This is a genomic window from Colwellia sp. MB3u-55 (assembly GCF_014076785.1).
Taxonomy (GTDB): Bacteria; Pseudomonadota; Gammaproteobacteria; order Enterobacterales; family Alteromonadaceae; genus Colwellia_A.
The window spans coordinates 64,325-85,776 of the sequence record NZ_JACGUS010000068.1; the positions used below are offsets into that span (position 1 = coordinate 64,325).

18 protein-coding genes are annotated in these 21,452 nt (G+C 36.2%); 8 read left to right on the plus strand and 10 right to left on the minus strand.

Translation table 11 applies throughout. The features are described 5' to 3' along the window. Window positions 1-67: 67 nt before the first annotated feature. From H4J66_RS02220 to H4J66_RS02230, 3 genes are all read right to left on the minus strand, one after another. Entirely contained in the window at window positions 68-2,611 is a 2,544-nt protein-coding gene (locus tag H4J66_RS02220; RefSeq protein WP_259369045.1) for a TonB-dependent siderophore receptor, read from the minus strand. Window positions 2,612-3,079: 468 nt separating this feature from the next. Continuing rightward, a complete protein-coding gene (locus tag H4J66_RS02225) occupies window positions 3,080-4,141 on the minus strand; it encodes a FecR family protein (protein ID WP_182170005.1) in 1,062 nt (353 codons plus the stop codon). A gap of 25 nt (window positions 4,142-4,166) precedes the next feature. Continuing rightward, the gene (locus H4J66_RS02230; protein WP_182170008.1) at window positions 4,167-4,727 is read right to left on the minus strand and encodes an RNA polymerase sigma factor; all 561 of its coding nucleotides are present in this window, start codon (window positions 4,725-4,727) and stop codon (window positions 4,167-4,169) included. Window positions 4,728-5,384: 657 nt separating this feature from the next. Here H4J66_RS02230 and H4J66_RS02235 point away from each other — a divergent pair. After that, a complete protein-coding gene (locus H4J66_RS02235; protein ID WP_182170012.1) occupies window positions 5,385-8,300 on the plus strand; it encodes a UvrD-helicase domain-containing protein in 2,916 nt (971 codons plus the stop codon). A 599-nt stretch (window positions 8,301-8,899) separates the two neighbouring features. Here H4J66_RS02235 and radA read toward each other — a convergent pair. Beyond that, entirely contained in the window at window positions 8,900-10,276 is a 1,377-nt protein-coding gene (gene radA, locus H4J66_RS02240) for a DNA repair protein RadA (protein WP_182170015.1), read from the minus strand. Window positions 10,277-10,578: 302 nt separating this feature from the next. Here radA and H4J66_RS02245 point away from each other — a divergent pair, with 302 nt between their 5' ends. After that, window positions 10,579-10,815 carry a hypothetical protein gene (locus H4J66_RS02245; protein ID WP_182170018.1) on the plus strand — a complete coding sequence of 79 codons (237 nt, stop codon included), beginning with the start codon at window positions 10,579-10,581 and terminating at the stop codon, window positions 10,813-10,815. A 177-nt stretch (window positions 10,816-10,992) separates the two neighbouring features. Here H4J66_RS02245 and H4J66_RS02250 read toward each other — a convergent pair whose 3' ends face one another. Both H4J66_RS02250 and H4J66_RS02255 read right to left on the minus strand, forming a co-directional pair. Next, window positions 10,993-11,199 carry a hypothetical protein gene (locus H4J66_RS02250; RefSeq protein WP_182170021.1) on the minus strand — a complete coding sequence of 69 codons (207 nt, stop codon included), beginning with the start codon at window positions 11,197-11,199 and terminating at the stop codon, window positions 10,993-10,995. 173 nt (window positions 11,200-11,372) lie between these two features. Further along, window positions 11,373-12,260: a LysR substrate-binding domain-containing protein gene (locus H4J66_RS02255; protein ID WP_182170024.1), complete on the minus strand. Its 888-nt coding sequence runs from the start codon at window positions 12,258-12,260 to the stop codon at window positions 11,373-11,375. Between the two features lie 129 nt (window positions 12,261-12,389). Between H4J66_RS02255 and H4J66_RS02260 the strand changes: the two genes are divergently transcribed. From H4J66_RS02260 to H4J66_RS02270, 3 genes are all read left to right on the plus strand, one after another. Continuing rightward, complete coding sequence (locus H4J66_RS02260) at window positions 12,390-12,848, plus strand: DoxX family protein (protein ID WP_182170027.1); 459 nt, start codon at window positions 12,390-12,392, stop codon at window positions 12,846-12,848. A 71-nt stretch (window positions 12,849-12,919) separates the two neighbouring features. Continuing rightward, window positions 12,920-13,870, plus strand: coding sequence for a glutathione S-transferase family protein (locus H4J66_RS02265; protein ID WP_182170030.1), 951 nt, complete (start codon window positions 12,920-12,922; stop codon window positions 13,868-13,870). A 64-nt stretch (window positions 13,871-13,934) separates the two neighbouring features. Continuing rightward, window positions 13,935-14,642 carry a pirin-like bicupin family protein gene (locus tag H4J66_RS02270; protein ID WP_182170033.1) on the plus strand — a complete coding sequence of 236 codons (708 nt, stop codon included), beginning with the start codon at window positions 13,935-13,937 and terminating at the stop codon, window positions 14,640-14,642. Between the two features lie 128 nt (window positions 14,643-14,770). On the opposite strand, the gene H4J66_RS02275 is transcribed toward H4J66_RS02270, so the two are convergent. After that, window positions 14,771-15,088: a hypothetical protein gene (locus H4J66_RS02275; protein ID WP_182170036.1), complete on the minus strand. Its 318-nt coding sequence runs from the start codon at window positions 15,086-15,088 to the stop codon at window positions 14,771-14,773. Window positions 15,089-15,397: 309 nt separating this feature from the next. Here H4J66_RS02275 and H4J66_RS02280 point away from each other — a divergent pair, with 309 nt between their 5' ends. Beyond that, the gene (locus tag H4J66_RS02280; RefSeq protein ID WP_182170039.1) at window positions 15,398-16,066 is read left to right on the plus strand and encodes an OmpA family protein; all 669 of its coding nucleotides are present in this window, start codon (window positions 15,398-15,400) and stop codon (window positions 16,064-16,066) included. Window positions 16,067-16,236: 170 nt separating this feature from the next. Here the strand turns inward: H4J66_RS02280 and H4J66_RS02285 are convergent, their stop codons facing one another. Both H4J66_RS02285 and H4J66_RS02290 read right to left on the minus strand, forming a co-directional pair. Then, complete coding sequence (locus tag H4J66_RS02285) at window positions 16,237-17,220, minus strand: Gfo/Idh/MocA family protein (protein ID WP_182170042.1); 984 nt, start codon at window positions 17,218-17,220, stop codon at window positions 16,237-16,239. A 160-nt stretch (window positions 17,221-17,380) separates the two neighbouring features. Further along, window positions 17,381-18,076, minus strand: coding sequence for an SDR family oxidoreductase (locus tag H4J66_RS02290; protein WP_182170045.1), 696 nt, complete (start codon window positions 18,074-18,076; stop codon window positions 17,381-17,383). A 236-nt stretch (window positions 18,077-18,312) separates the two neighbouring features. Here H4J66_RS02290 and H4J66_RS02295 point away from each other — a divergent pair, with 236 nt between their 5' ends. Beyond that, entirely contained in the window at window positions 18,313-19,206 is an 894-nt protein-coding gene (locus tag H4J66_RS02295) for a LysR substrate-binding domain-containing protein (RefSeq protein ID WP_310650613.1), read from the plus strand. 1,061 nt (window positions 19,207-20,267) lie between these two features. On the opposite strand, the gene H4J66_RS02300 is transcribed toward H4J66_RS02295, so the two are convergent. Next, window positions 20,268-20,777, minus strand: coding sequence for a regulatory protein RecX (locus H4J66_RS02300; protein WP_182170048.1), 510 nt, complete (start codon window positions 20,775-20,777; stop codon window positions 20,268-20,270). Between the two features lie 466 nt (window positions 20,778-21,243). Between H4J66_RS02300 and H4J66_RS02305 the strand changes: the two genes are divergently transcribed. Continuing rightward, window positions 21,244-21,390: a hypothetical protein gene (locus tag H4J66_RS02305; protein WP_182170051.1), complete on the plus strand. Its 147-nt coding sequence runs from the start codon at window positions 21,244-21,246 to the stop codon at window positions 21,388-21,390. Window positions 21,391-21,452 lie beyond the last annotated feature (62 nt).

The following is a 21,452-nucleotide window of genomic DNA, read 5'->3' on the forward strand; positions in this document are numbered from 1 at the left end:
GATTGTAATAACTTACTTATACCAAATTTATTTGAAACCAGTATATGTATATGGTTTAAGTATACAACTAAAAACGGTATTCAGCACCGGCGTAGAAATAAGCACCATTAAAACCAAAAGGTGCTGAACGGCGTGAATAAGTAAACACACCAGGACTACTGACAACAACATTACCATTGGCGTCAACAATAGTGCCAGAGCGAGAATTTCCTATTTCATTTTTATCAGGGTACACATCAAAAATGTTATTTCCACCGAAGTTAAATGATAGCTCATCGTTAAATTGATAATTCACGCGTAAATCTGTTAATACTTCAGCGCCATACGTTTGTCTTTCACCATCAAGAACCGTGTATTCACCGTAACGATTAAAGGCTAAGTTAACTGTGAAATCACCAATTTTATATAATCCACTTAAACTTATGCGGTCTTGAGGTTGCCATTCTTCAATAATAGAAATTGCCTGCTCTGAAAAAACATCCTCAGGTGAAATTCCACCTAATGCACTACCTGCTGGAGTATAAGTATCGGTAACTTCTGTTTCCGAGAAATTTGCGGCAAATGTTAAGTCTAATGTGCCAGACATCACTTCTGTATTCCATGTTGCTATAATATCAACACCTGTTGTTTTAGTGTCAGCACCATTTAAAAAGAATTGCCCTGCACCTGCTCCAGATGAAACTAATGCCGCATCAAGCGCTGACGATAAACCGTTACCTAATGAATTACTTAACACAATGCGGTCTTCAATTTCGATAGAATAAAAATCAACAGTTAAATTAATCTCTTCGGTAACTCTCACAACAGAGCCAATACTAAAGTTGGTTGATACTTCTTCTTTTAGCTCAGGAATACCAATAGCTTGCGCTAGAATACTGTCATTTCGGAAAGTACCAATTTGTACTGCAATTTGGTCCCCACCATTAGGATTTGTCTGGAATTGAGTACTAATATTATCAGTATAAAGTTGTTGCATTGACGGAGCTCTAAAGCCAGTACTTGTGGCGCCACGCAATGATACATCATCAGTAATTGACCAATTAGCAGCAAGTTTGAAATTAGTGCTATCACCAAAGCCGTCGTAATCATCATAGCGAACCGCTGTGCTAATAATTAGGTTATCAGTGACTTCTGCTTCTGTGTCAATGTAAAAAGAAATTACATCACGAGATTCATCAACAGATTGTAGTGGGGCTGTACCACCAAATCCTTGTGTTCCTGCACTGCGGTCTGTCTCATATATGCTATTACCGAGTTCATCGGTATCATAGTCTCGGTATGAATATTCATCACCTGCTTTTACTCTGAATTCATCCGTGCGAAACTCGGTACCCATAGCTAAAGAAAACCAATCAAAATTTTGAGTGTAATCCATATTAATTGTTTGTAAGGTGAGTTCTAAGCCGTAAGCAAACGCTTCGCGAGGAATTGAACTACGAATCTCATTAGCGGATAGTGCAGAGGTGTAAATGAGTGAATTAGCATAAGATGAATTTATTGTATCCCGAGTCGTGTAATCAATATTATTTTCACCATAGGTATATGATAAATCTAATGATGAATCATTACTAAATTCAGTTTTATAACCAAAGTTGTATGAAATATCTTTTATTTCAGTATTGATTTTAGGTAAAAATCCAGCAGGAATAGTTGCATCACCATCTTGAAGCTGTGCGTTACCTCCGCCGTTTGCATTATGGCGAAAGAAAGCTGCTGATTCGTTATCACGGCTTGAATAAGTCACAAAACCATACAAATGACCATCAGCTAAATCGTAGCCAGTATTTATTGTTAGCCCTATTTGCTCAGAGTCTGCGTCGCCAATACGAAATGTTTCACGAGTCGCGGTAGCTTCACGCGGGTCGCCTAATAAGAAATCGCCATTATCAAGCTGGGTACAGCCTGAAAATTGACATGAACCATGTAAGCCTGCTCTGTCAGAGTAGCCTCTATCACGTATATTTAATGTGGTATTTAGGAAGCCATTATCGCCAAGAGCAAAACCCTTAGAAATATCAATATTTGTAGTTTCACCATCGCCAGCTGAGTTTTCGCCATAAGAAACACCAACGCTTCCACCTTCACTCTGATCTTTAAGAATAATATTAATGACACCGGCAATTGCATCTGAACCATATTGCGCAGCGGCGCCGTCACGTAATACTTCAATACGCTTAATAGATGCGGCAGGAATAGCATTCATATCTGTACCAGCAGTACCACGTCCAACTGAGGTGTTAATGTGAATTAAACTCGCTTGATGGCGGCGTTTGCCGTTGATTAACACTAATGTTTGATCAGGACCTAAGCCACGCAAGGTTGCAGGGCGCAATGCATCAGTTCCATCACTAATCGATGAGCTTGAAAAGTTAAATGATGGGGCTATAGCTTGTAACATTCTACCGACTTCTGTTTGCCCAGTGTTAAGCAAAGCTTCAGCAGACAAAATGTCTACGGGAACAGGTAAGTCTTCTGCAGAACGACCAGCAACACGGCTTCCTATAACTGAAATTTTTTCTACTTCTTGCTCACTGACTTGAGCAGGCTCTTGGGCAAGTGCTGTTTGACTTGCTGCGCTTAGCATTAGTGGAACTAAAGCGGCTTTGAGCATTGTGCTTTTATTCATTGTTATATTACTCCTGAGATGTTTATTTAGTTTTATGCTCAGTTGACCAGCGTTATCTATAACAGCGGTTAAGTTGGTGTTTTGTAAAAGTTGTTGTAAACCGTCTTTCACCGAATATTTGCCTTTTAACTCATTTGCATAATGTTCTTTTGTTAAGTCATAGGAAAATAAAATCGTTTTATTTGCCTGTAATGCAAATGAAATGAGCGCTTTATCAGCACGCTGTTCTTTCACTGTAAAGTTGATCAAGTTTTCGGCAAATGCTCCAGACGTGAATATAAGACAGGTACATATAAAAAATGTAGCGCTTGTTAACGTCCGAAATACAGAAAGTTGAAACCGACAAAATAACTTTTGCCAACCTTGCAGTGTTAATAAACAGTTCAGAAGGAAAATTCCTCTATAATATTTTATAAAAAATATATTGAGTTAAAAGACAGGGAGTATTTAAAATTATTTCGTTGTATTTAAGCTCAAATGAATTGAGTTTTCATTTACTTTTTCAAATTGAATATTAAAGTTACTACTTAACGATTTAAGAAGTCCATCAATATCATTCGCCTTGAAGTAACCGGCCACTTTTATGTTATTGAGTTCAACATCCTTAATTTCAAAGGTTGTGGTGGTATAACGACTGATTTCGGCTAATGCTTCATCGAGTGGTTTGCCATTAAAAACTAACATACCTTGTTGCCAAGCAAGTTCTCGTTGAATTTGCTCAAATGAAGTTTTTATATTTGATGTTTGAATATTGTTTTCTATGGTGGCAATTTCACCAGATGTTATCAATAAACCAGGTAATTTTTCTTTAGGTAAAGTAGATAACATCTTTGCTATTTTATTTAATGGTTGGTTCGATTTGGTCATTAATACTTGACCTTCAGTGACAACAAGCTCCATGTTTTCATTAGATTTTCTTTTTACATTAAAGATTGTGCCTAGCGCGGTAAATGATTTTTCGCCAACTGTTACGGTAAAAGGTCTACTTTTATCTTTGGCAACATCAAAGTTTGCTTCGCCTTTAATTAATGTTAATAAGCGATTGTTTTTTGAATAACTGACTTCGACTAAACTATTGGTATTAAGTTTAATTCTGGAGCCATCGGACAGTGAAAACCGGGTTTGCTGTCCTATTTCTGTTTGCAACGTTCTTACTTCAACAAATCTTTTTTCGATATTGTCATTCACAAAAGGTGTGATGTTCACAAAGAAGTTACCCGCAAATAACAGAATAAAGGCAATGCCTGCTGCAACGGAATATTTAGCGATAACATTATGCTTTTTTTGAATCGGTTTTTCTAATGTAAATAGTGCACTTAACTCATTGAGTACACTTAAATCATCCCAAAGTGCAGCTAAAGAAAATAAGGTTTTACGATGAAAATCACTTTGATTCACCCATAGTTGAAAATCGAGTTTATCCTTGTTGGAAAGACCCCGATCAATTTTGCTTACCCAAAGACTTGCTTGTGCTTTGATGTCGGCTTTACTGGTGAATGGTTTAACTTTTGTCATACAATATTCTTTTTTAATTTATACTTTATTTTATAATTGAACGTGCGTTATTTTTTAAGGTTGAAGCTTTTGGTGTACTATTTTGCTCAATCCTTTCCATATATTCAGCGCACTTTAATAAGCCCTTAGCGACATGTTTCTCAACCGTACTTTCACTAAGGTTTAAATAGTTAGCTATTTCCTTTTGGCTGAAACCGTAAACTTTTTTTAATATAAATGTTTTGCGGACTACGTTAGATAATTGCTCTGTGGCTCGGCAAAATAATAAGAAACGTTCCTTACTCTCAAATTGTTCTTCAAATTTCAGCGAGGTTAATCCAATCGAAGCGTCAGCAGAATCATCTAATGAATCACTGTATTTATTATCCCACTTATTTACGTGATTTAGCGCAAGATTTTTAGCTGTTTTAAGAATAAAACTACGAGCGTATTTTATTTCTTCTTTGAGATCGGCTTCATAAGTTCGAATAAACGTCTCTTGTATAATATCATCAATGTCATCAGGGCTGGCGATTTTATTGATATAGCGCTTAATATTAGCCGTGTAGTTAACAAACAGCGTAGTGAATTTATTATTCTGAGCCATTGTTGTTCTTGTTATTTTTATTTTATTGTGAAACCGAGTGTAGGGTGGGAAGCAAATAATTACAATGACATTAAATAAGATTTAGTTTGTAGGTTAGGTGATGACAAATTTGTAACTCTTGTTGAACACCTCGATCTATTTACAGGAACAAACGGAGGGAATTTGAATACCTTATATGGAAGGTTGAGGTTGAGTACTATGATATTAAACATGTCTTACCTAGAAAATTAAGCCAATTAAGGTTTGAACTTAAAGGAAAGTATGTCATTTTTTGTTTTTGATAATGAAAATAAACTTCAAGCTTCTTCATTTTAGAATGAGTGTCTTGTTAATTGTTTTTTGTCTTTGATAATGAAAAAAAGCTTCAAACTACTTCAGTTTATGATGAGTGTCTTGTTAATTTTCTTGTTAATTTTTGTTAATTTTTGTTAATTGTTTTATCTACTATAAGCGGTTCCTAGTGGCCTAAGAAATTATATGGTTAATGGAGAAGGGTCAATAATAAACAGATCAGCGGTATTTTATAAAATTTAAACGCGAGTATTTGTTGAGCGTATATGAGATTTGGTCTGCTGAACACAGAATTACCTTTACACTAGTGGTAGAATTGCAGCTTAGGGTAAGTCGAATTTTTCTATATCTAGGTCTGTGCTGTAAATGAAATGTATATCTTCAAGTGTTTTTGGGCGCTTTATTGGTAAAACTACGAAAATTAATATTACTGAGATCGGCTTATCTATTGATGTTGAAAACACCTTAAGCCAAATTAAATGGCAAGAACTCATAACACCGCCAATGTTTCATATCAGCTTTTTTGGGCACATAATGACACTGCAAACGGCAGATAAAAGTTATGCTTATAGTATGCTTGCCTTCAATGCTAAACGCGAACAGAAGAGTGAGTGTGAGAAACTTTGGGCGTTAGCCAACATTAAGCCAGCTGAGGCCTTATTAACGACCATCAAAAAAATTATCACCACTCGCTACTTACGTCAGTCAAATATTGATGTTATTCAGTCGTTAGTTAATAAAGAACTCAAGCGTTGGTTTCCTTGGATCAATACCAGCAAAGCACTGCCATTGGTTGCTAAGCAGCTGCAGCAGCTGTCGAATTACCACCACTGGCAAGAGCAGGCTATAGACGATTGTCGTGAACGTTATATCAAGCAACAGCTTCAAGCCCACCAAGCCTTTTTTGATCGTGTCGAGACTAATCCTTTAACATTATGTCAACGGCGCGCCTGTATTATCGACAATGATAATAACTTTTTGTTAGCTGGCGCAGGAACAGGTAAAACCAGTGTGATGGTTGGCCGAGCCGGTTATTTACTTAACAGCCAACAAGCGCAGCATAGTGACATTTTATTATTAGCTTATGGTCGAAAAGCGGCTGATGAAATGGATACAAGAATAAAAGAAAAATTATCGACTGATAAAATTAGTGCAACGACCTTTCATCGTTTAGGTCTTAATATTATTGCTCAAGTTGAGGGGAAAAAGCCTAGTTTATCGGTATTCGCCGAAGATGAAAAAGCAAAAGCTAAGTGGATCCAAACGTGTTTTGAAACCTTAATTAATGAGCAAGGCCAATATCGTCAACTTATCATAGAGTATTTCAGTAAATACTATTACGTTGAACGTAATTATTCTGACTTTGAAAGCCTAGGTGAGTATTATCAATATTTAAACGATAATGATATTCGTAGTTTAAAAGGAGATAAAGTTAAAAGTTTTGGTGAGCTCTATATTGCCAATTGGTTATTTAACCACGGAATAGAATATCAGTATGAAGCTAGCTACGTTCATGATGTAAAAACAATCGAGCGCAGACAATACCAACCAGACTTTTTTCTACCTGAACTTAATGTCTATATTGAATATTACGGGGTAGATGAGAACGGGAATACAGCGTCTTACATCAATAAAGATGAATATCACACCTCTATACAGTGGAAACGAGACACCCATAAAAAATTTAACACTCTTTGTCTTGAATTTACCTATGCCCATCATAAAAAAGGGCAGTTAATTAGCGCTTTAGAATCATTTTTTAATGATCATCAAGTTAAATTTGAATTACTCCCTGATGAAGCGATACTCGAAAATTTAAAAGAAAGTGGGCGGATAACAACACTTGCCCAAATGTTTTGTCAGCTAGTAGGACTTTATAAAGCCGCGTGTTTAGACCATTCGTTAGAAAATAATGTGATCATCAATTCTTCTGACCCAAAGCAGACCACGAAAGCATTAACGTTGCTTAAACCGATTTTAATTGCTTATGATGAACACTTAACATCTCGCGCTGAAATTGATTTTGAAGATATGATTAATAAAGCATTAGGGTATGTGCAAGAGGGGAAATTTAATTCGCCATGGCGTTACATCATGGTCGATGAATTTCAAGATATATCAGAGCCAAGAGCACGGTTAGTTAAAGCCTTACGTGACAATAATAAAGCCTGTTCAGTTTTTGCTGTTGGTGATGATTGGCAGGCGATATATCGCTTTAGTGGCGCTGACATTACCTTAACCACAGGGTTTGCACATTACTTTGGCGTTACCACTCAATCAGCTTTAGACCAAACCTTTCGATTTAATAACCAAATAGGCAAGGTGGCAACAGATTTTATTAGCCAAAATCCAGCACAAATTAAGAAAAAAATAAAATCGTTAAAACAAGTTAAAGCACCTGCAGTTTCATTACTTAAACGGGAGAATGGCGCATTAAACTCTTCAAAAAAAAGTATTGTTGATGAAATGGCCAATGGTGCAATCGATGATGTTTTAGCGGCTATTTCAGCTAAAGCGTGTAAGCCGGTAAGTGTTTATTTATTAGCGCGTTTTTGGTTTCAATTACCAGATAAAGTCGATCTAAATCGATTAAATAATCAATATCCGCTATTAACTATTGGATCTCAATCTTTTCATGCCTCTAAAGGAAAGGAAGCCGATTATGTCATTATTCTCGGACTCAAAAAAGGTGCTCATGGTTTCCCTTCAGAAAAAGTAACGCCAGCATTACTCGACGCCTTACTCGCGAAAAAAGAAGCCTTTGCTTATGCCGAGGAACGACGATTATTTTATGTTGCCCTAACAAGGGCTAAAGATAGGGTTTATGTTATTGCCGATATGACTGAAGCTAGCTGTTTTGTTAAAGAGCTTGCCAGCGATCATAACATCGAACTTGATGAATTTGACAGCACAGCCAGTCAATTATTTATAGATGAGATTAACTGCTTGGTTTGTGAAACAGGCACCTTAAAGAAACGAACAGGGCGCTTTGGCGATTTTTACTCATGTTCACATTTTCCTCGCTGCGAGCATAAAGAGAAATCCTGTGCTAGCTGCCAAAGTCCAATGACACGAAAACGTCACCCAGGTTTTAAGTTCTGTTTGAATGACGCCTGTAAAAGCGTCATACCGACGTGTGAAAAATGTCATGCTGAAATGGTGTTACGCTCAAGTAAAAGTGGTGATTTTTGGGGATGTAAAAACTATAAAGGTAATGAACCAATGAGCTGTAAAAATGGTCTCGATACCGCCAAAATAAAATGGCCAGCATTGGTAAATTAAATAACGCGAAATAGCTATGAACACCTATAGTTTGAAAATATTTTACTATAAATTAGCCAATGAGTTTTGTAGCTGTTAACGAATAAAATAATAAATTTTCATAAGTAAAAGCAATAAGTTATATTTTAGGAACTACTATAATTAGTTGGCAGTTACCAGTTACCAGTTCAAGGATGAATAAATGCGTTTAAAAGGAAAGTTTGTAAAATGGAATACACATAAAGCTGGCCGTTATTGTGCTAGCGAAGATACTTTTTGGGTGAAAAATTAAATAAAAAGTCAGCTAAAAAAGCCAATGAATTCTCTATTTATTTAGCCATCATATTTCTAATAACGATAATAGCCGTTCATAGAGTCCAGTTTGATTCATTAAAATCCTTTTTAATTTAGTACTTTATTAGTTCCAGGATATCTGAAAAGTGATATGTCGCTCTAAATAGCATGATGAAATACTGAAAAATTTCATACTCCAGCCATTGTCATCATCTTAGTTTGTATAAGATGCTGCATCTACTACTCACCACAAAAACAGAGATCAGCAAACTACATTATTAGTTAACTAGGCTGCTGACCTTTATTTTTACATACAAAGACAAGTGTCAGAAAATTTCTAGCACGTCTTTAACATGAGACACGGGTATCAAGGTAACCCCTTTAGTTTCTAAACGTTTATTGTAATTACGTTTGGGTAATATAATAACTTTAAAGTCGTTACGAATCGCTTCTTTGACACGCTCTTCACCTGAAGGTACGGGTCTTACACTGCCGTCTAACCCTATTTCTCCAAAGGCAATAGTATTGACCGAAAACTTATGCTCTCTTGATGACGATATCATTGCGAGGATCAAAGGCAGATCTGAGCCAACATCTTTGGTTAAGTTAACACCTGATACCACGTTTACGTAAATATCATTACCGCCAATATTGACTCCCATACGACTTCTCAATATGGCTAACAGCATTTGCATGCGTTTATAATCAAAGCCGACACCACCTCTAATAGGGTTTTCAGCCTGAGATTCGGTGACTAGCGATTGAATATTGATTAATAAAGTTCTTCCGGTATCGTTTGATGCGTAGGCCATATTCCCACTCGATTCAGCACCATCTTTATCTAAGAAGATGGCCGACGGGTTTACAATATCTTGCATACCTTTGGCTGTCATGGCAAAAGTGGCTATTTCTGTGGTGTCACCAAAGCGGTTTTTAGAGGTTCTAAGCGTTCGGTATTTACTGTCAGCTTCAGGCTCTATTTTACACATACAATCGCCGATGTGCTCAAGTACTCTAGGTCCCGCCATATCTCCGGATTTAGAAACGTGACAAACTAATATTACGGTAACGCCATGCTCTTTCGCTAGTCGGTTAAGCATAGCAGCGGATTCTTTGACTTGAGTAACACCGCCAGGAGAATTGGGCAGTGAACTAATAAATGCCGTCTGGATAGAATCAACAACAAGGAATTTATAACCATCGGTGACCATGACATTACAGATAAGCTCAACGTCACCGGAGTTCATTATGTCAATTTTAGAAATGTCAGCTTGTAGCCTTAAACCGCGGTCTCTTACTTGGCCTTTAGATTCTTCGCCTGAGGTATATAAAGATTTTCCTATTTGACTTAAATGAGCACATGTTTTTAACAATAATGTACTTTTACCCGCACCGGGGTCACCTGCTACAAGAATAACAGAACCTTCAACAATACCACCGCCCAACACTCGATTGAATTCAGAGCTACCAGTGTCAAACCGAGTTAAGTCCATATCAGAGACTTCACTCAACTTATCTATCTTTGCATCTTCTTTAGAATAACCTCGGTGAGCGTTTTTACTTGGTGTACGCTGGGTTATTACCTTGGACTCTTTAAACTCTGTGATGCTGTTCCAAGCTGAACAACTTGAACATTGACCTAACCATCGAGGATGATTTTCACCACACTCAGTGCACACATAAGTTGTTTTATCTTTTGCCATAATATTCTTAATAATTTATTTGTGGGGTTATTATATCGCGCTAGTTATATTGTTTAGCTAGCCAGTTACTTGAATCAATACCATTAATCGACTGACAAGTTTTGAGTATATTCATATCGCTTTCGCACATTTAACCATAAGCTCAGGTAAAGAAGCAAAAATATAGTCTATGTCAAGATAAGTGACTTATTATAGCGCTTTCAATTTAATGTTGTTTGTTAAACCATTGAATAAAAAATCGTTGATTAAAATCTGATAGAAATATCAAAGAACTACTACCTTATTAGGCTAGATTAGCTTGTTTGAAAAAAAATTCACAAGCAGCTGTTGCTTATTGGCAAGAATACTTTTTTGAACATGATATAGATATAGAGTCTAATCGTGAAGCTGCTGCACGAGATTACTACGATTTTGGCACTGCACTTCGACAAGCTGGAGATGAAACTAAGGCCAAAAATATTTGGCAGCATGCATTAGGGTTTCCATCAGATCCAGGGAATCATTACTGGCATGCAGCGATCAATAAAGCACTTGTTTGAAGTTTATAAACTCATTAATGACTGAAAACTATTAATGTAAAGCACACTTGTATCTATTTTTAATATGTTAATTTACAACCTAGCTGGCCAAATAGTCGTCGTTTTTTTCCCTATAATATCTCACTACTAAAGTGAAAAAAACGTACGTTAACCAAGGTCAGATTACTGCATTACACTTTACTTTAAAACTTTATGTATAGCTTCACATAAATTTACTGCGACATAGGCTTCAAAATTTTCGGCTGGATCAAATGAACGTTCATGGGTGATATTAATAGAGGCTAAATGCTTGATTAATATTTTGAGTTTTTCTTCTTTTGATTCTGCAGATTCATTTAAGGTATCGCTGATAGAAAATAGTTGTTCCCAAAGGTTATTATTCATCGAAAGGTCTCTCACACACTTATGCCGTAAATAAAGTTATCGGCAGAAAAAAATTAGCTTTTAAGCTACAAATTGTGGGGCGACTTTAAATGAAATAGATAAAAACGTCTACGCTTGTATTAATGATATTTATATTAATAATTAAGGGCTTAAGGTTAACTATTATTGCTAGTTTATTGTGCTGATAAGAGAGCGATTAATTTCTTTAATCCTTTACCTTTGTTGGTTATTTTCCATGCCATAAATAAGTCTTGCAGTGGGCGCTCTTCTGCTAATTTAATAACCACCAGTTGGCCTGATTCAATATGATGTTGGATGAGGTTTCTGGGTAAGTATCCGATGCCAATCCCTGCAATAATCGCTTCAATTTTTATCGCAATCGAGCTAACAAAAAAATGTTGGCTGCCTTGGATAATATTAACTGACCAAGGGATCTCATGTTGAGCAGAATCATGAACGACGACATTCCTATATTTTGATAAGTGTGCTGATTCAAGCGGCCCTTTAATAAAGGCTAATTGATGTGCTTTGTTAACCACTAAAACATTTTCAGACACTGTAATTTTTATTGCCCTAATACCTTTTTGATTAGGCACAGGTGAAGGAGCGCCAATAACTAAGTCGACTTTGTCTTCAATTAAGGCCTCCCACGTGCCGTTCATTACTTCTTCTCGCACATCAATTTCAATATTTTGATGGGCGAGTAAAAAAGCTTCTATGCCTTTAAAAATAGTTTTTATATCAATAATGGAATCGCAAGCAATACGGATCTTGGGTTCCCAGCCATTAGCAATTGTTTGAGTTTGTTCTGAAAGGGTATTAATGGCCGTTAGTACTTTACGGCCCTCTGATAATAAATGCTTGCCTGCTGGCGTTAACACGGCGCGACGGCCTTGTCGTTGAAAGAGTGTCACGTTTAACTGTTCTTCTAACTTTTGAACGATATAAGAAAGCGCTGAAGGAACTTTATTCAATTGTTCTGCTGCGGCCGCATAAGTGCCACGCGTTTCAATAGCATCTAATACAAGTAATGCTTCAATACTAATAGGTGGCGTTTTCATGGCTATTATCCAGATATTTAATTGTTCAAATTATTTGAACATAACAAACAAATAATAGGGGTTATTCGATATCAACTCAACCTTTACAATAGCTACATATTAAATCATCAGTCATTAAAGAGTATTAAAATGTCATTTATAAATACCATCAATAGTATCACTAAAACTGAACAATCTTTATCAAGCTTACCGCTACGATTAATTGCCGGGTTAATTTTTACCGCTCATGGTGCGCAAAAGTTATTTGCTTGGTTTGGTGGTTATGGATTAGAGGGAACCGGACAGTGGATGCAATCTATAGGGCTTGAGCCGGGTTTCTTTATGGCATTAATGGCGGGTAGTGCTGAGTTTTTTGGTGGCATATTATTATTGATTGGTTTTCTCACTAGACCTGTCAGTTTTGTCTTGGCTATTACCATGATAGTGGCCATCTTTAGTGTTCACATCAGTAATGGCCTGTTTATGAGTAATAACGGTTATGAGTTTGCTTTATCGTTATTAGCGATAACGCTTGCGCTATTTGTGCAAGGTGGCGGAAAATACTCTATTGATCGTCACGTATACCGAAAGCTAATTAAAAATAGGTAACATGTAAGATAGCTAAATTATCTGCCATTAATAGTACTAATGGCTAAATCAATAAATTTAAGGAGTTTGTTATGGGATTAATTGTTAACGGTAAATGGGTCGACCAATGGTACGACACCAATAAAAGTAAAGGGCAGTTTGTTCGTCAAGATAGTCGTTTTAGAAGTCAAATTTCATCAGATGTTAATAGTCAATTTAAACCGGAAGCGGGTCGTTACCATTTATATGTTTCGTTGGCGTGCCCTTGGGCACACAGAACACTAATATTTAGAAAGTTAAAGCAACTTGAAACAATTATTTCAGTGAGTGTTGTTGAAGCTAAAATGATGGAAAATGGTTGGACGTTTGGTGATAAGGGGGATCCGCTTTATCAGTTAGATTATGCTTACCAATTATATTTAAAAGCAGATCCTAGCTATGAAGGACGTGTGACTGTCCCTATTTTATGGGATAAAAAAACTCAGACGATTGTTAGTAATGAATCCATTGAAATCAGTAGAATGTTTAATTCAGCATTCAACGAGTTAACAGGTAATATTGATAATTACTATCCCGTTGAGCAACGAGAAGCCATAGAAACGGTAAATATGCGTATTTATGACACTATTAATAATGGTGTTTACAAAGCAGGTTTTGCGACAACACAAGCGGCTTATAATGACGCATACCACAGCTTATTTGACAGCTTAGATTGGCTAGACGTACTTTTATCAAAACAGCGGTATTTAGTGGCTGACAAAATAACCGAAGCTGATTGGCGTTTGTTCACCACACTGATCCGTTTTGATGCGGTATATCATGGGCACTTTAAGTGCAATCGCCAAAAAATCAGCGAATTTCATCATATTAAGAACTATGTTAATGACCTTTATCAAGTACCTGGCATTAAAGAGACGGTTGACTTGGAATACACTAAGACACATTACTACGCGAGTCATTTAACGATTAATCCAACAGGTATTGTCCCTTTGGGAGCAGCGGAACACTTTGATGCGCCACATGACCGTAATCGTCAATACTAAGGGTTAATAGGTTAAAGGTTTGACTGGTAAATGAAGCTAGATAAATAAATACTGAGGAAATTTGATGATAAAACATTATCTTTATAAAAGCTTAGGTAGCGCTAACCATGGCTGGCTTAAATCTAAACATCATTTTAGCTTTGCTAATTATTACAATCCAAGCCGGATGGGGTTTGGAAAGTTACGTGTTGTTAATGATGATTGGGTTGAACAGGGCATGGGCTTTCCTTCGCACCCACACCGTAATATGGAAATTATCAGTTTTATTCGTTCAGGTGCGCTCACTCATCAAGACAGTACTGGCAATAAAGGCACAACGAAAGCGGGTGAAGTTCAAGTGATGAGTGCAGGTACAGGTATTGTACATTCAGAATATAATCGCACTAAAAATCCATTAACTTTTTATCAAATTTGGATTGAAACTAATAAAATTGATGTGGCACCTCACTGGGAAAGTAAGAAATTTCCTACTGAGCAGCTATCAGCGCTGACATTGTTAGTATCTGGCTACCCAGCAGATAAAAATAAGGCGCTGTTTATTAACCAAGAAACACGCATCTATGGAGGAAAATTAGCGAAAGGAACCGTTATTGAGCATAACATTGACCATCAAGCTTATATATTAGCTTCAGCAGGTATGTTTAAAGTAGAAGATAGCTCAAAAATTATCACCATGAACGCAGGAGATGGTGCTGAAGTCACTCAGTCAAAGACAATTTTACTCAGGGCGTTAATTGACTGTGAAGTGATTATTATCGACACAATTAATTAGCTAAATCCCATAATGTAAACCACGAACGTTCTCTTAAAATCGTATGTTCTGAAGATTTTAAGCGCTGGCGTTCGTGTCTAGCATTAGCTCTTTTATTATCTAGCAATACTTTTATTACTGAAGTAGACCTAATGTATAACGTGTTGCTGCTTGTCCCAACGACTTCCTTGCCAATGAGTAATCGTTCCACAAGCTTGGCAAGTGTCGCAATGCCATTCAATTAGCCCTAAGGTTATAGATTTGGCTTGAATTTCTCCAGTACACGAGAGTTGTTTAGCACGAGTATTACATTTTAAGTTAACGTGAACGAGCGGTTGCTCAATATTTTCAGAAAGGGCTAATACAATTTTACTCAGAAAAACAAAAACTACTTTTGCTTGGTCAGTAAGTTCGAGAACGTTACCCGCTTCGTCAATAAAATGTCTAAAATCTGCTGCTAACGGCATCGGTTTTTCCATAGAATACTCATGCCGCTAAGATATAGTAGTTAACGCTCCTGGTACAACACTTCTCGGTAAATATAACATCAGTAATTAATTTAGGAAGCTTGAATGTTATAAATATTAAGTATAATGTTAGTGTTGTTTTAGATATATGTATTTTCGTTATATATTCAGGCCCGAGTCTCCATCGGGTTTTTTTGTGCCTTAAAATACATAGACGAAAAGCAATAATGGCAAGACTGCCCCTGCAGTAATTTATTAATAGCCCAAGCTTTGTACAATAAGCAATAAGGCCAATAAAGGAAATTCACCATGAAAAAAATAATCACCACCGCATCTGCGATATTATTGCTACAAGCCTGTACAACATTTGATCCCTACACAGGTGAAAGTAAAACCAGTAAAACAGCTATAGGCGCAACGGTGGGCGCAAGCTTAGCAGCAGTTATTGCCTTTATAGACAATAAAGACAAAGACAGTAGAACACGCAACAAACGTATTTTAGCAGCAGCATCAGGTGGCGCCGCAATCGGTGGTGGTATTGGCTACTATATGGACACTCAAGAAGCTAAATTGCGTAAGCAATTGCGCGACAGTGGCGTGAGTATTGTGCGTGATGGCAACAAAATTAACCTTGTTATGCCAGGCAACATTACTTTTGCTTCGAACAGCTCAAACATTAACAGCAATTTTACTAGCGTATTAGATTCTGTTTCTTTGGTGCTTGAAGAATATAATCAAACCATTATTGTTGTTTCTGGTCATACTGACTCTAGTGGCTCTGCCCAGCATAACCAAAAATTGTCTGAAGACCGAGCTGGCTCAGTCGCTAATTATCTTCGTGGACAAAAAATCCTTAGTGACCGTCTAGAAACTGTTGGCTTTGGTGAAACACAACCGGCAGTAACGAACAAAACAGCTGCAGGTCGCGAACTTAACCGTCGTGTTGAAATAACCTTGTTACCGATAGAACAGTCATAAAACGTCAATAAAATAAAGCCATTATCATCGTGTTATATGCATTGATAATGGCTTATTGCTTAAGACGCTTGGCGTTAAACGGGTGATACTATTAACATGACTTTAATAGTGCTAATTATCAACATTTCAAATCAATATCTACAATTAATATCTACAATTAATATCTACAATTAATATTTCAAATCAATAAGTTTTCTAACGCTATCTAAAGTCTCGATAAGCTGGCGACTAAAATTAAAGGTCATGACATGGCTTTCCTTTTTCCCTTGACGTAACAGTTCGTTAAAATGGTTTATTTGGTGATCATAGCCATATGTGTTGCCATTAAAAGAGATAACTTCTTCTTTGGTATCTGTTACTAAAGTGACGGTTGAAGGGCTGTTAAAGCCACTGTTAATTTTAATATTACCTTGTTCACAATAAAACACCGCTTCACTTGGCGTCGACTCCAAGAGTGTCGATTTCAATACGGCTACCGCGTTATTTTTATAGTTAAAGACCATTGAACAGGAAGAGTCTGCGCCATTAGCAAAAAATTTTGCTTCAGCGGTCATGGTCTCTGGCATGCCAAGGGTAGTGAGTGCTGCAAAAATAGGATAAATGCCAATATCTAAAAGACTGCCTCCGCCTAATGATTTCTTAAACAGCCTAGCTTCTTGGTTAAATTCTCTTGCGAAACCAAAATCTGCTTCAACTTTACGTATATTGCCGTAAGTTTTATCAGTCAGTTTATTTAAAACAAAATTATAATGGGGAAGAAAATAGGTCCAGAGCCCTTCCATTAGCAGAGTATTATTTGCCGTTGCTGCATCAATCATGCATTGCACTTCATCTTTATTCATGGCGAAAGGTTTTTCACATAGTACCGCGATACCACGCTCTAAGCACAGCAGCGCATTTTCTTTATGCATTGAATGTGGTGTTGCTATGTAAATAGCGTCAACATTTTTGTCATTCACGAGCGCCTTATAGCTGCTGTAAGCTTTAGTCGCGTGATATTTATCGGCAAAATCATTGGCTTTTTGCTGTGTTCTTGAAGCAACGGCATATAGCTCAGCATCTTTCACCGTTAATAAGTCTGTTGCAAATTTATTGGCTATATTACCTAAGCCGATAATCCCCCAACGTATGTTTCTATTTTTTAGTGATTTCATTAACGATTACTCAAAATAAATTACAAATAAAAAGTACAAATAAAAATTATTTTCTGATTGAGCTAATACTTTTTGTTCCACAGACTAGCTATCTTTAATAAAGCGTCATTAGCCAATCGATACTTAAGCTCGAAACTTAAGCCTGATACTAAGCATAACGTTAACCAACATAATCTTGGGCGGAAAATAAAATACCACTCCCTTGCTCTTTTTCTAATAGTATGGGAATAAGTGCACCGGGCATTACTGAATCGACATCGTTAGGGGCAAAGGAGCCGCCAAGGTCTGTTTTTAACCAACCAGGGTCGAGTAAGTTCATTAATACGTTAGTGCCTAATAGCGTCGGCATCATATCGCGAACATACCTTTCAAGAGCGGCTTTTGAACAACTATATGCCATCAATTCAGGTTGATTACTAATGCCTGAAGAAACATTAACAATACGTCCCCAGTTACGTGCTAGCATCCCTGGAAGAAAAGCATCACATAACTTAGCCGGTGCGATACTATTAACCATAAAACTGTGTAGGTACTCCTCTGCCGTTGGAGCAAAGAGTGGCTGATACGTCGTCATGATTGCTGCATTATTATACAGTATATCTAGGTGGTTATTACTTAAGGCTTTCACTTCAGTAATTAAATTCTCTACTTGAGAGGTTGAATTAAGTTCAGCCGCTACAGCATAAACTTCATGACCCGCTGTAGTTAATTCATTAAGCAAATCTCTAGTACTGGCTAATTGTCGAGAATGAATGATGAGTTTACAGCCTTGTTTAGCCAGCTCTTTAGCAACACGAAGACCGATCCCTCGACTAGCACCTGTTACTAGCGCCCATTTATTTTCTATATTTAACATTCTTATGCCTATTTTTATTTAAATTGGTTAATCAAATTATTGATTTGTTGTCTTTTGTTTTACCACTTTATGTTGTAATACTTTAGTGACTGCATTAGCGTTTACTGGTGAAATTAATCACAGCCAAGCATAAAGCAGGTAATAACAAGACTTCGTATTTTTCACTAAAAATTTGCAAATGAATATATAACAAAATAAAATTCATTGTTTTATATAACACACAATAAGCGCAAAAGATGATGAATAAAGAGCATAAAAAACTTGAGCGATTAATGTTATTTAGTGAAGTTGCCCGCCATTTAAGCTTTACGGTCGCGGCACAAAATTTACAAATATCAAGAGGGCACCTATCTGCTCAAATTCGTCGATTGGAAAAGGAGATGGGTTTTGCTTTGTTGATCCGATCGACACGGAGTGTTCGCTTAACCGCAGAAGGTGAAAGTGTTTTAACGGGTGTAAATAAAATTCGTCATTCTGTTTTAGAATTAGAACGAAATGCTGGTCATAAAGGCAATGCTATTGAGGGTGTTATAAAAATTACAGCACCAAGCCTCTTTACCAAAAGATTTTTACTCGACATTTTTTCTAAGTTTAGCGCCTTACATCCCGCCATTGAGTTTTCTATCGATACCAGTTACACCCGTTTTGATCTAAATCGTAGTGATTTTGACTTGGCTTTTCGTGCCACTAACTCCCCGCCTTTAAATATGGTTGCAAAAGCTATTTTGCCCTATAAACATTGCTGTTGTGCTTCTGCTGAGTATTTAGATAAATACAGTAAACCAAAGGAGCCTAGCGATTTAAAAACGCACCAATGTTTAAGGGGACAAGAGCAATTAACCTGGTCATTCTTAAACGCTGAGGTGCCCGTAGATGGTTGGTTAAAAATAAACGATAACCATATGCTGAAAACATTAGCATTAAAGGGCGAAGGTATAATTAGGGTACCTGACTATTTAGTCGACCAAGAGATTAAGGAGGGAACGTTAGTGGCTATACTTGAAAGTGAAATGCCAGCAGGGCAGACCATTTTTATGATTTATCCTCAATTAATTCACCAGTCGAATAAACTGAACGCTTTTATTGAATTTACTAAAGAGTATTTTAATAAAATAGCTTTAATGAACTAAATTATTCGCTTTATGGTCCTTGATTCATATGGATAATAATCTAAATTCTACAAGAAGTCTTTACTCTTAACCCTTTTTTTATATGCATAACATAACGTTAAGGTATAATAATATCTAAAGTCGTGGTAACTTTTGACTGTGATTTTTAATATTTATTAGCTAACTTAAATTAAGTACTATTATTAAAAAACCAAACATTATCAAAAGCAAAAAGCTTTAAATATAGGATGATAACAAAAAAAATTCTTGTTATATTTTTATTTTTGCTGTTCTTTTAGTTCTCAATCCGTCGAAAAGTGCTGTTAATGTCTATGTTTATTATCTTAAACCACCGTTTATTACTGACTTGAAAAACGAAAAAAAGCTTTATTATGATGCAAACAGCCATTCCTATTAAAACCAGCTATTTACTGGTCAAATAGTGGTTACCGCATTGGAATTAGGAAAAATTGGCTTCGATGTTGTTAGCTCAAATTGGTTTGAAGATAAAATTATTGGTGTTGATTATGTTAGAGTATTCTTTTATTTGAAATAACAGAATACTTTGTTACATTGCTTAATGTTGCAGTAGAGTTCAATCAACCAGAAATGGCTTATGGGCATTTAGATTTTTCAGTAGCAGGCTATACTTATTTTGATGATGACAAGTTTATTTGCGCTGATTTCTATTAGAAAATGAATTAGTCAAAGGGGTGGCAAAAGGGCGCTTTAAGGTTGCCATTATAGAAGAAAGAGTGGCTCAATATTGGGCTGAAAAACATAAAACATAAAACATAAAACATCAAACATCAAAAACGCTCGCTTCCTTACATATTAAAAGTGATATCGTTATTAGATAAAGAAAAGAACACGAAAATTTACTTCTTCGAATCAACCAAGTCATCTCCGTGTTGAAAAAACAGTCAGTTTAAAAAAGTATTTGATGATTATTAACAATAAAGCTGGCGAAGATATAATCTTTTATTAGCGCACTATTCTTGTGGTGTAAGCTATGTACATAGCACAGGGTCTTAAGTTTATTTTATTGTTTGTTATAAAATAAAGCTTTAATGACAAACGACCTATTCTTCTTGTTCAGGGTCATAAGTAATTGCTTTATTGGCAATTGTATATGAAAATCCCTTGGTTGCTGTTAAATGACGTAACGCTTTTTGTTTTAATTTTATATCGGTAATAGGTTCTTCACCAAATTTTCTTATTTTTAGTGCCAATGCTTTATTAAAATAGTCATCTTCTGAGGTTTCAAGTTCATTAATACACTCATTAATGGTTGTTGATTGAAAACCCTTAGCATAAAGTTTCTCTTTTATTTTATTTGGGCCTATTTTACTTTCGGCCAGACTAAGCGTTAGTCTTTTGGCATAGCGGGCATCATCTATAATTTCATGTTCAATTAAATAATCTAAGGCAGTTTGATTATATTGAGTATCATCTTTGAATAATAAATTCGCTTTTTGCAATAAAGATTTTGCCGAGTAATCACCGTATCTCTCGATCATCCACATCATGTACGATTGAACACGTTTGTAAGAAATTTCTTGGGGTTTGGTGCTTTTTTTAGTTTTGTACATACGGCCACTTTTGTTAAAGAACGTATAACCGTTCAGCGTTGGTGTAAATATTCCAAATATGGATGTTTTATGTAACGACTAGGTGAGTAAATTGGCCAAGCTATTTTAGCTAAAGCCTACTAGAACCTCATCATAGTAACGCCTGAGCTGCTTTAGGGTCAAACTTTACTGTTATCTCTTTGAGGAAATTATTGGCTATAAAGGAGAAAGCTCATCAGTTGACAAACTATTTTTGGACTTTAGGTAGAGCGAACAGATAATTTAAGGGGACATACGTTAACCGTTAGAACTTAAACCGAGACCATAGTAGGTTAAATTTCTAACTATTTAACACTATCCCCATTCCATGCAGTATAATGAGAATCATTCTCAATTGCGTTATAGGTTATTTATGACTTATTATTTTCTCGTTATTTTCAAAAATTAATGACTTTTTCAATGCGCTCATTTAAGCGCAAATTTATTTATGTTTTTTTTTGTCATTGGTTATCTTATCTCAACGCAAACATCGGCAAGCAGCGATACAGGAGGATTACGTCAACTTTTACAACTCACTGAATATATTAGTGTTGATTATGCTTCTGCCATTAGTAATAGCAAAATCATTGATTAAGGTGAGTGTCAATAAGTAATTGATTTTTAAGTGATATCGTTGAAAGAGTGGTAAGGGAGCCG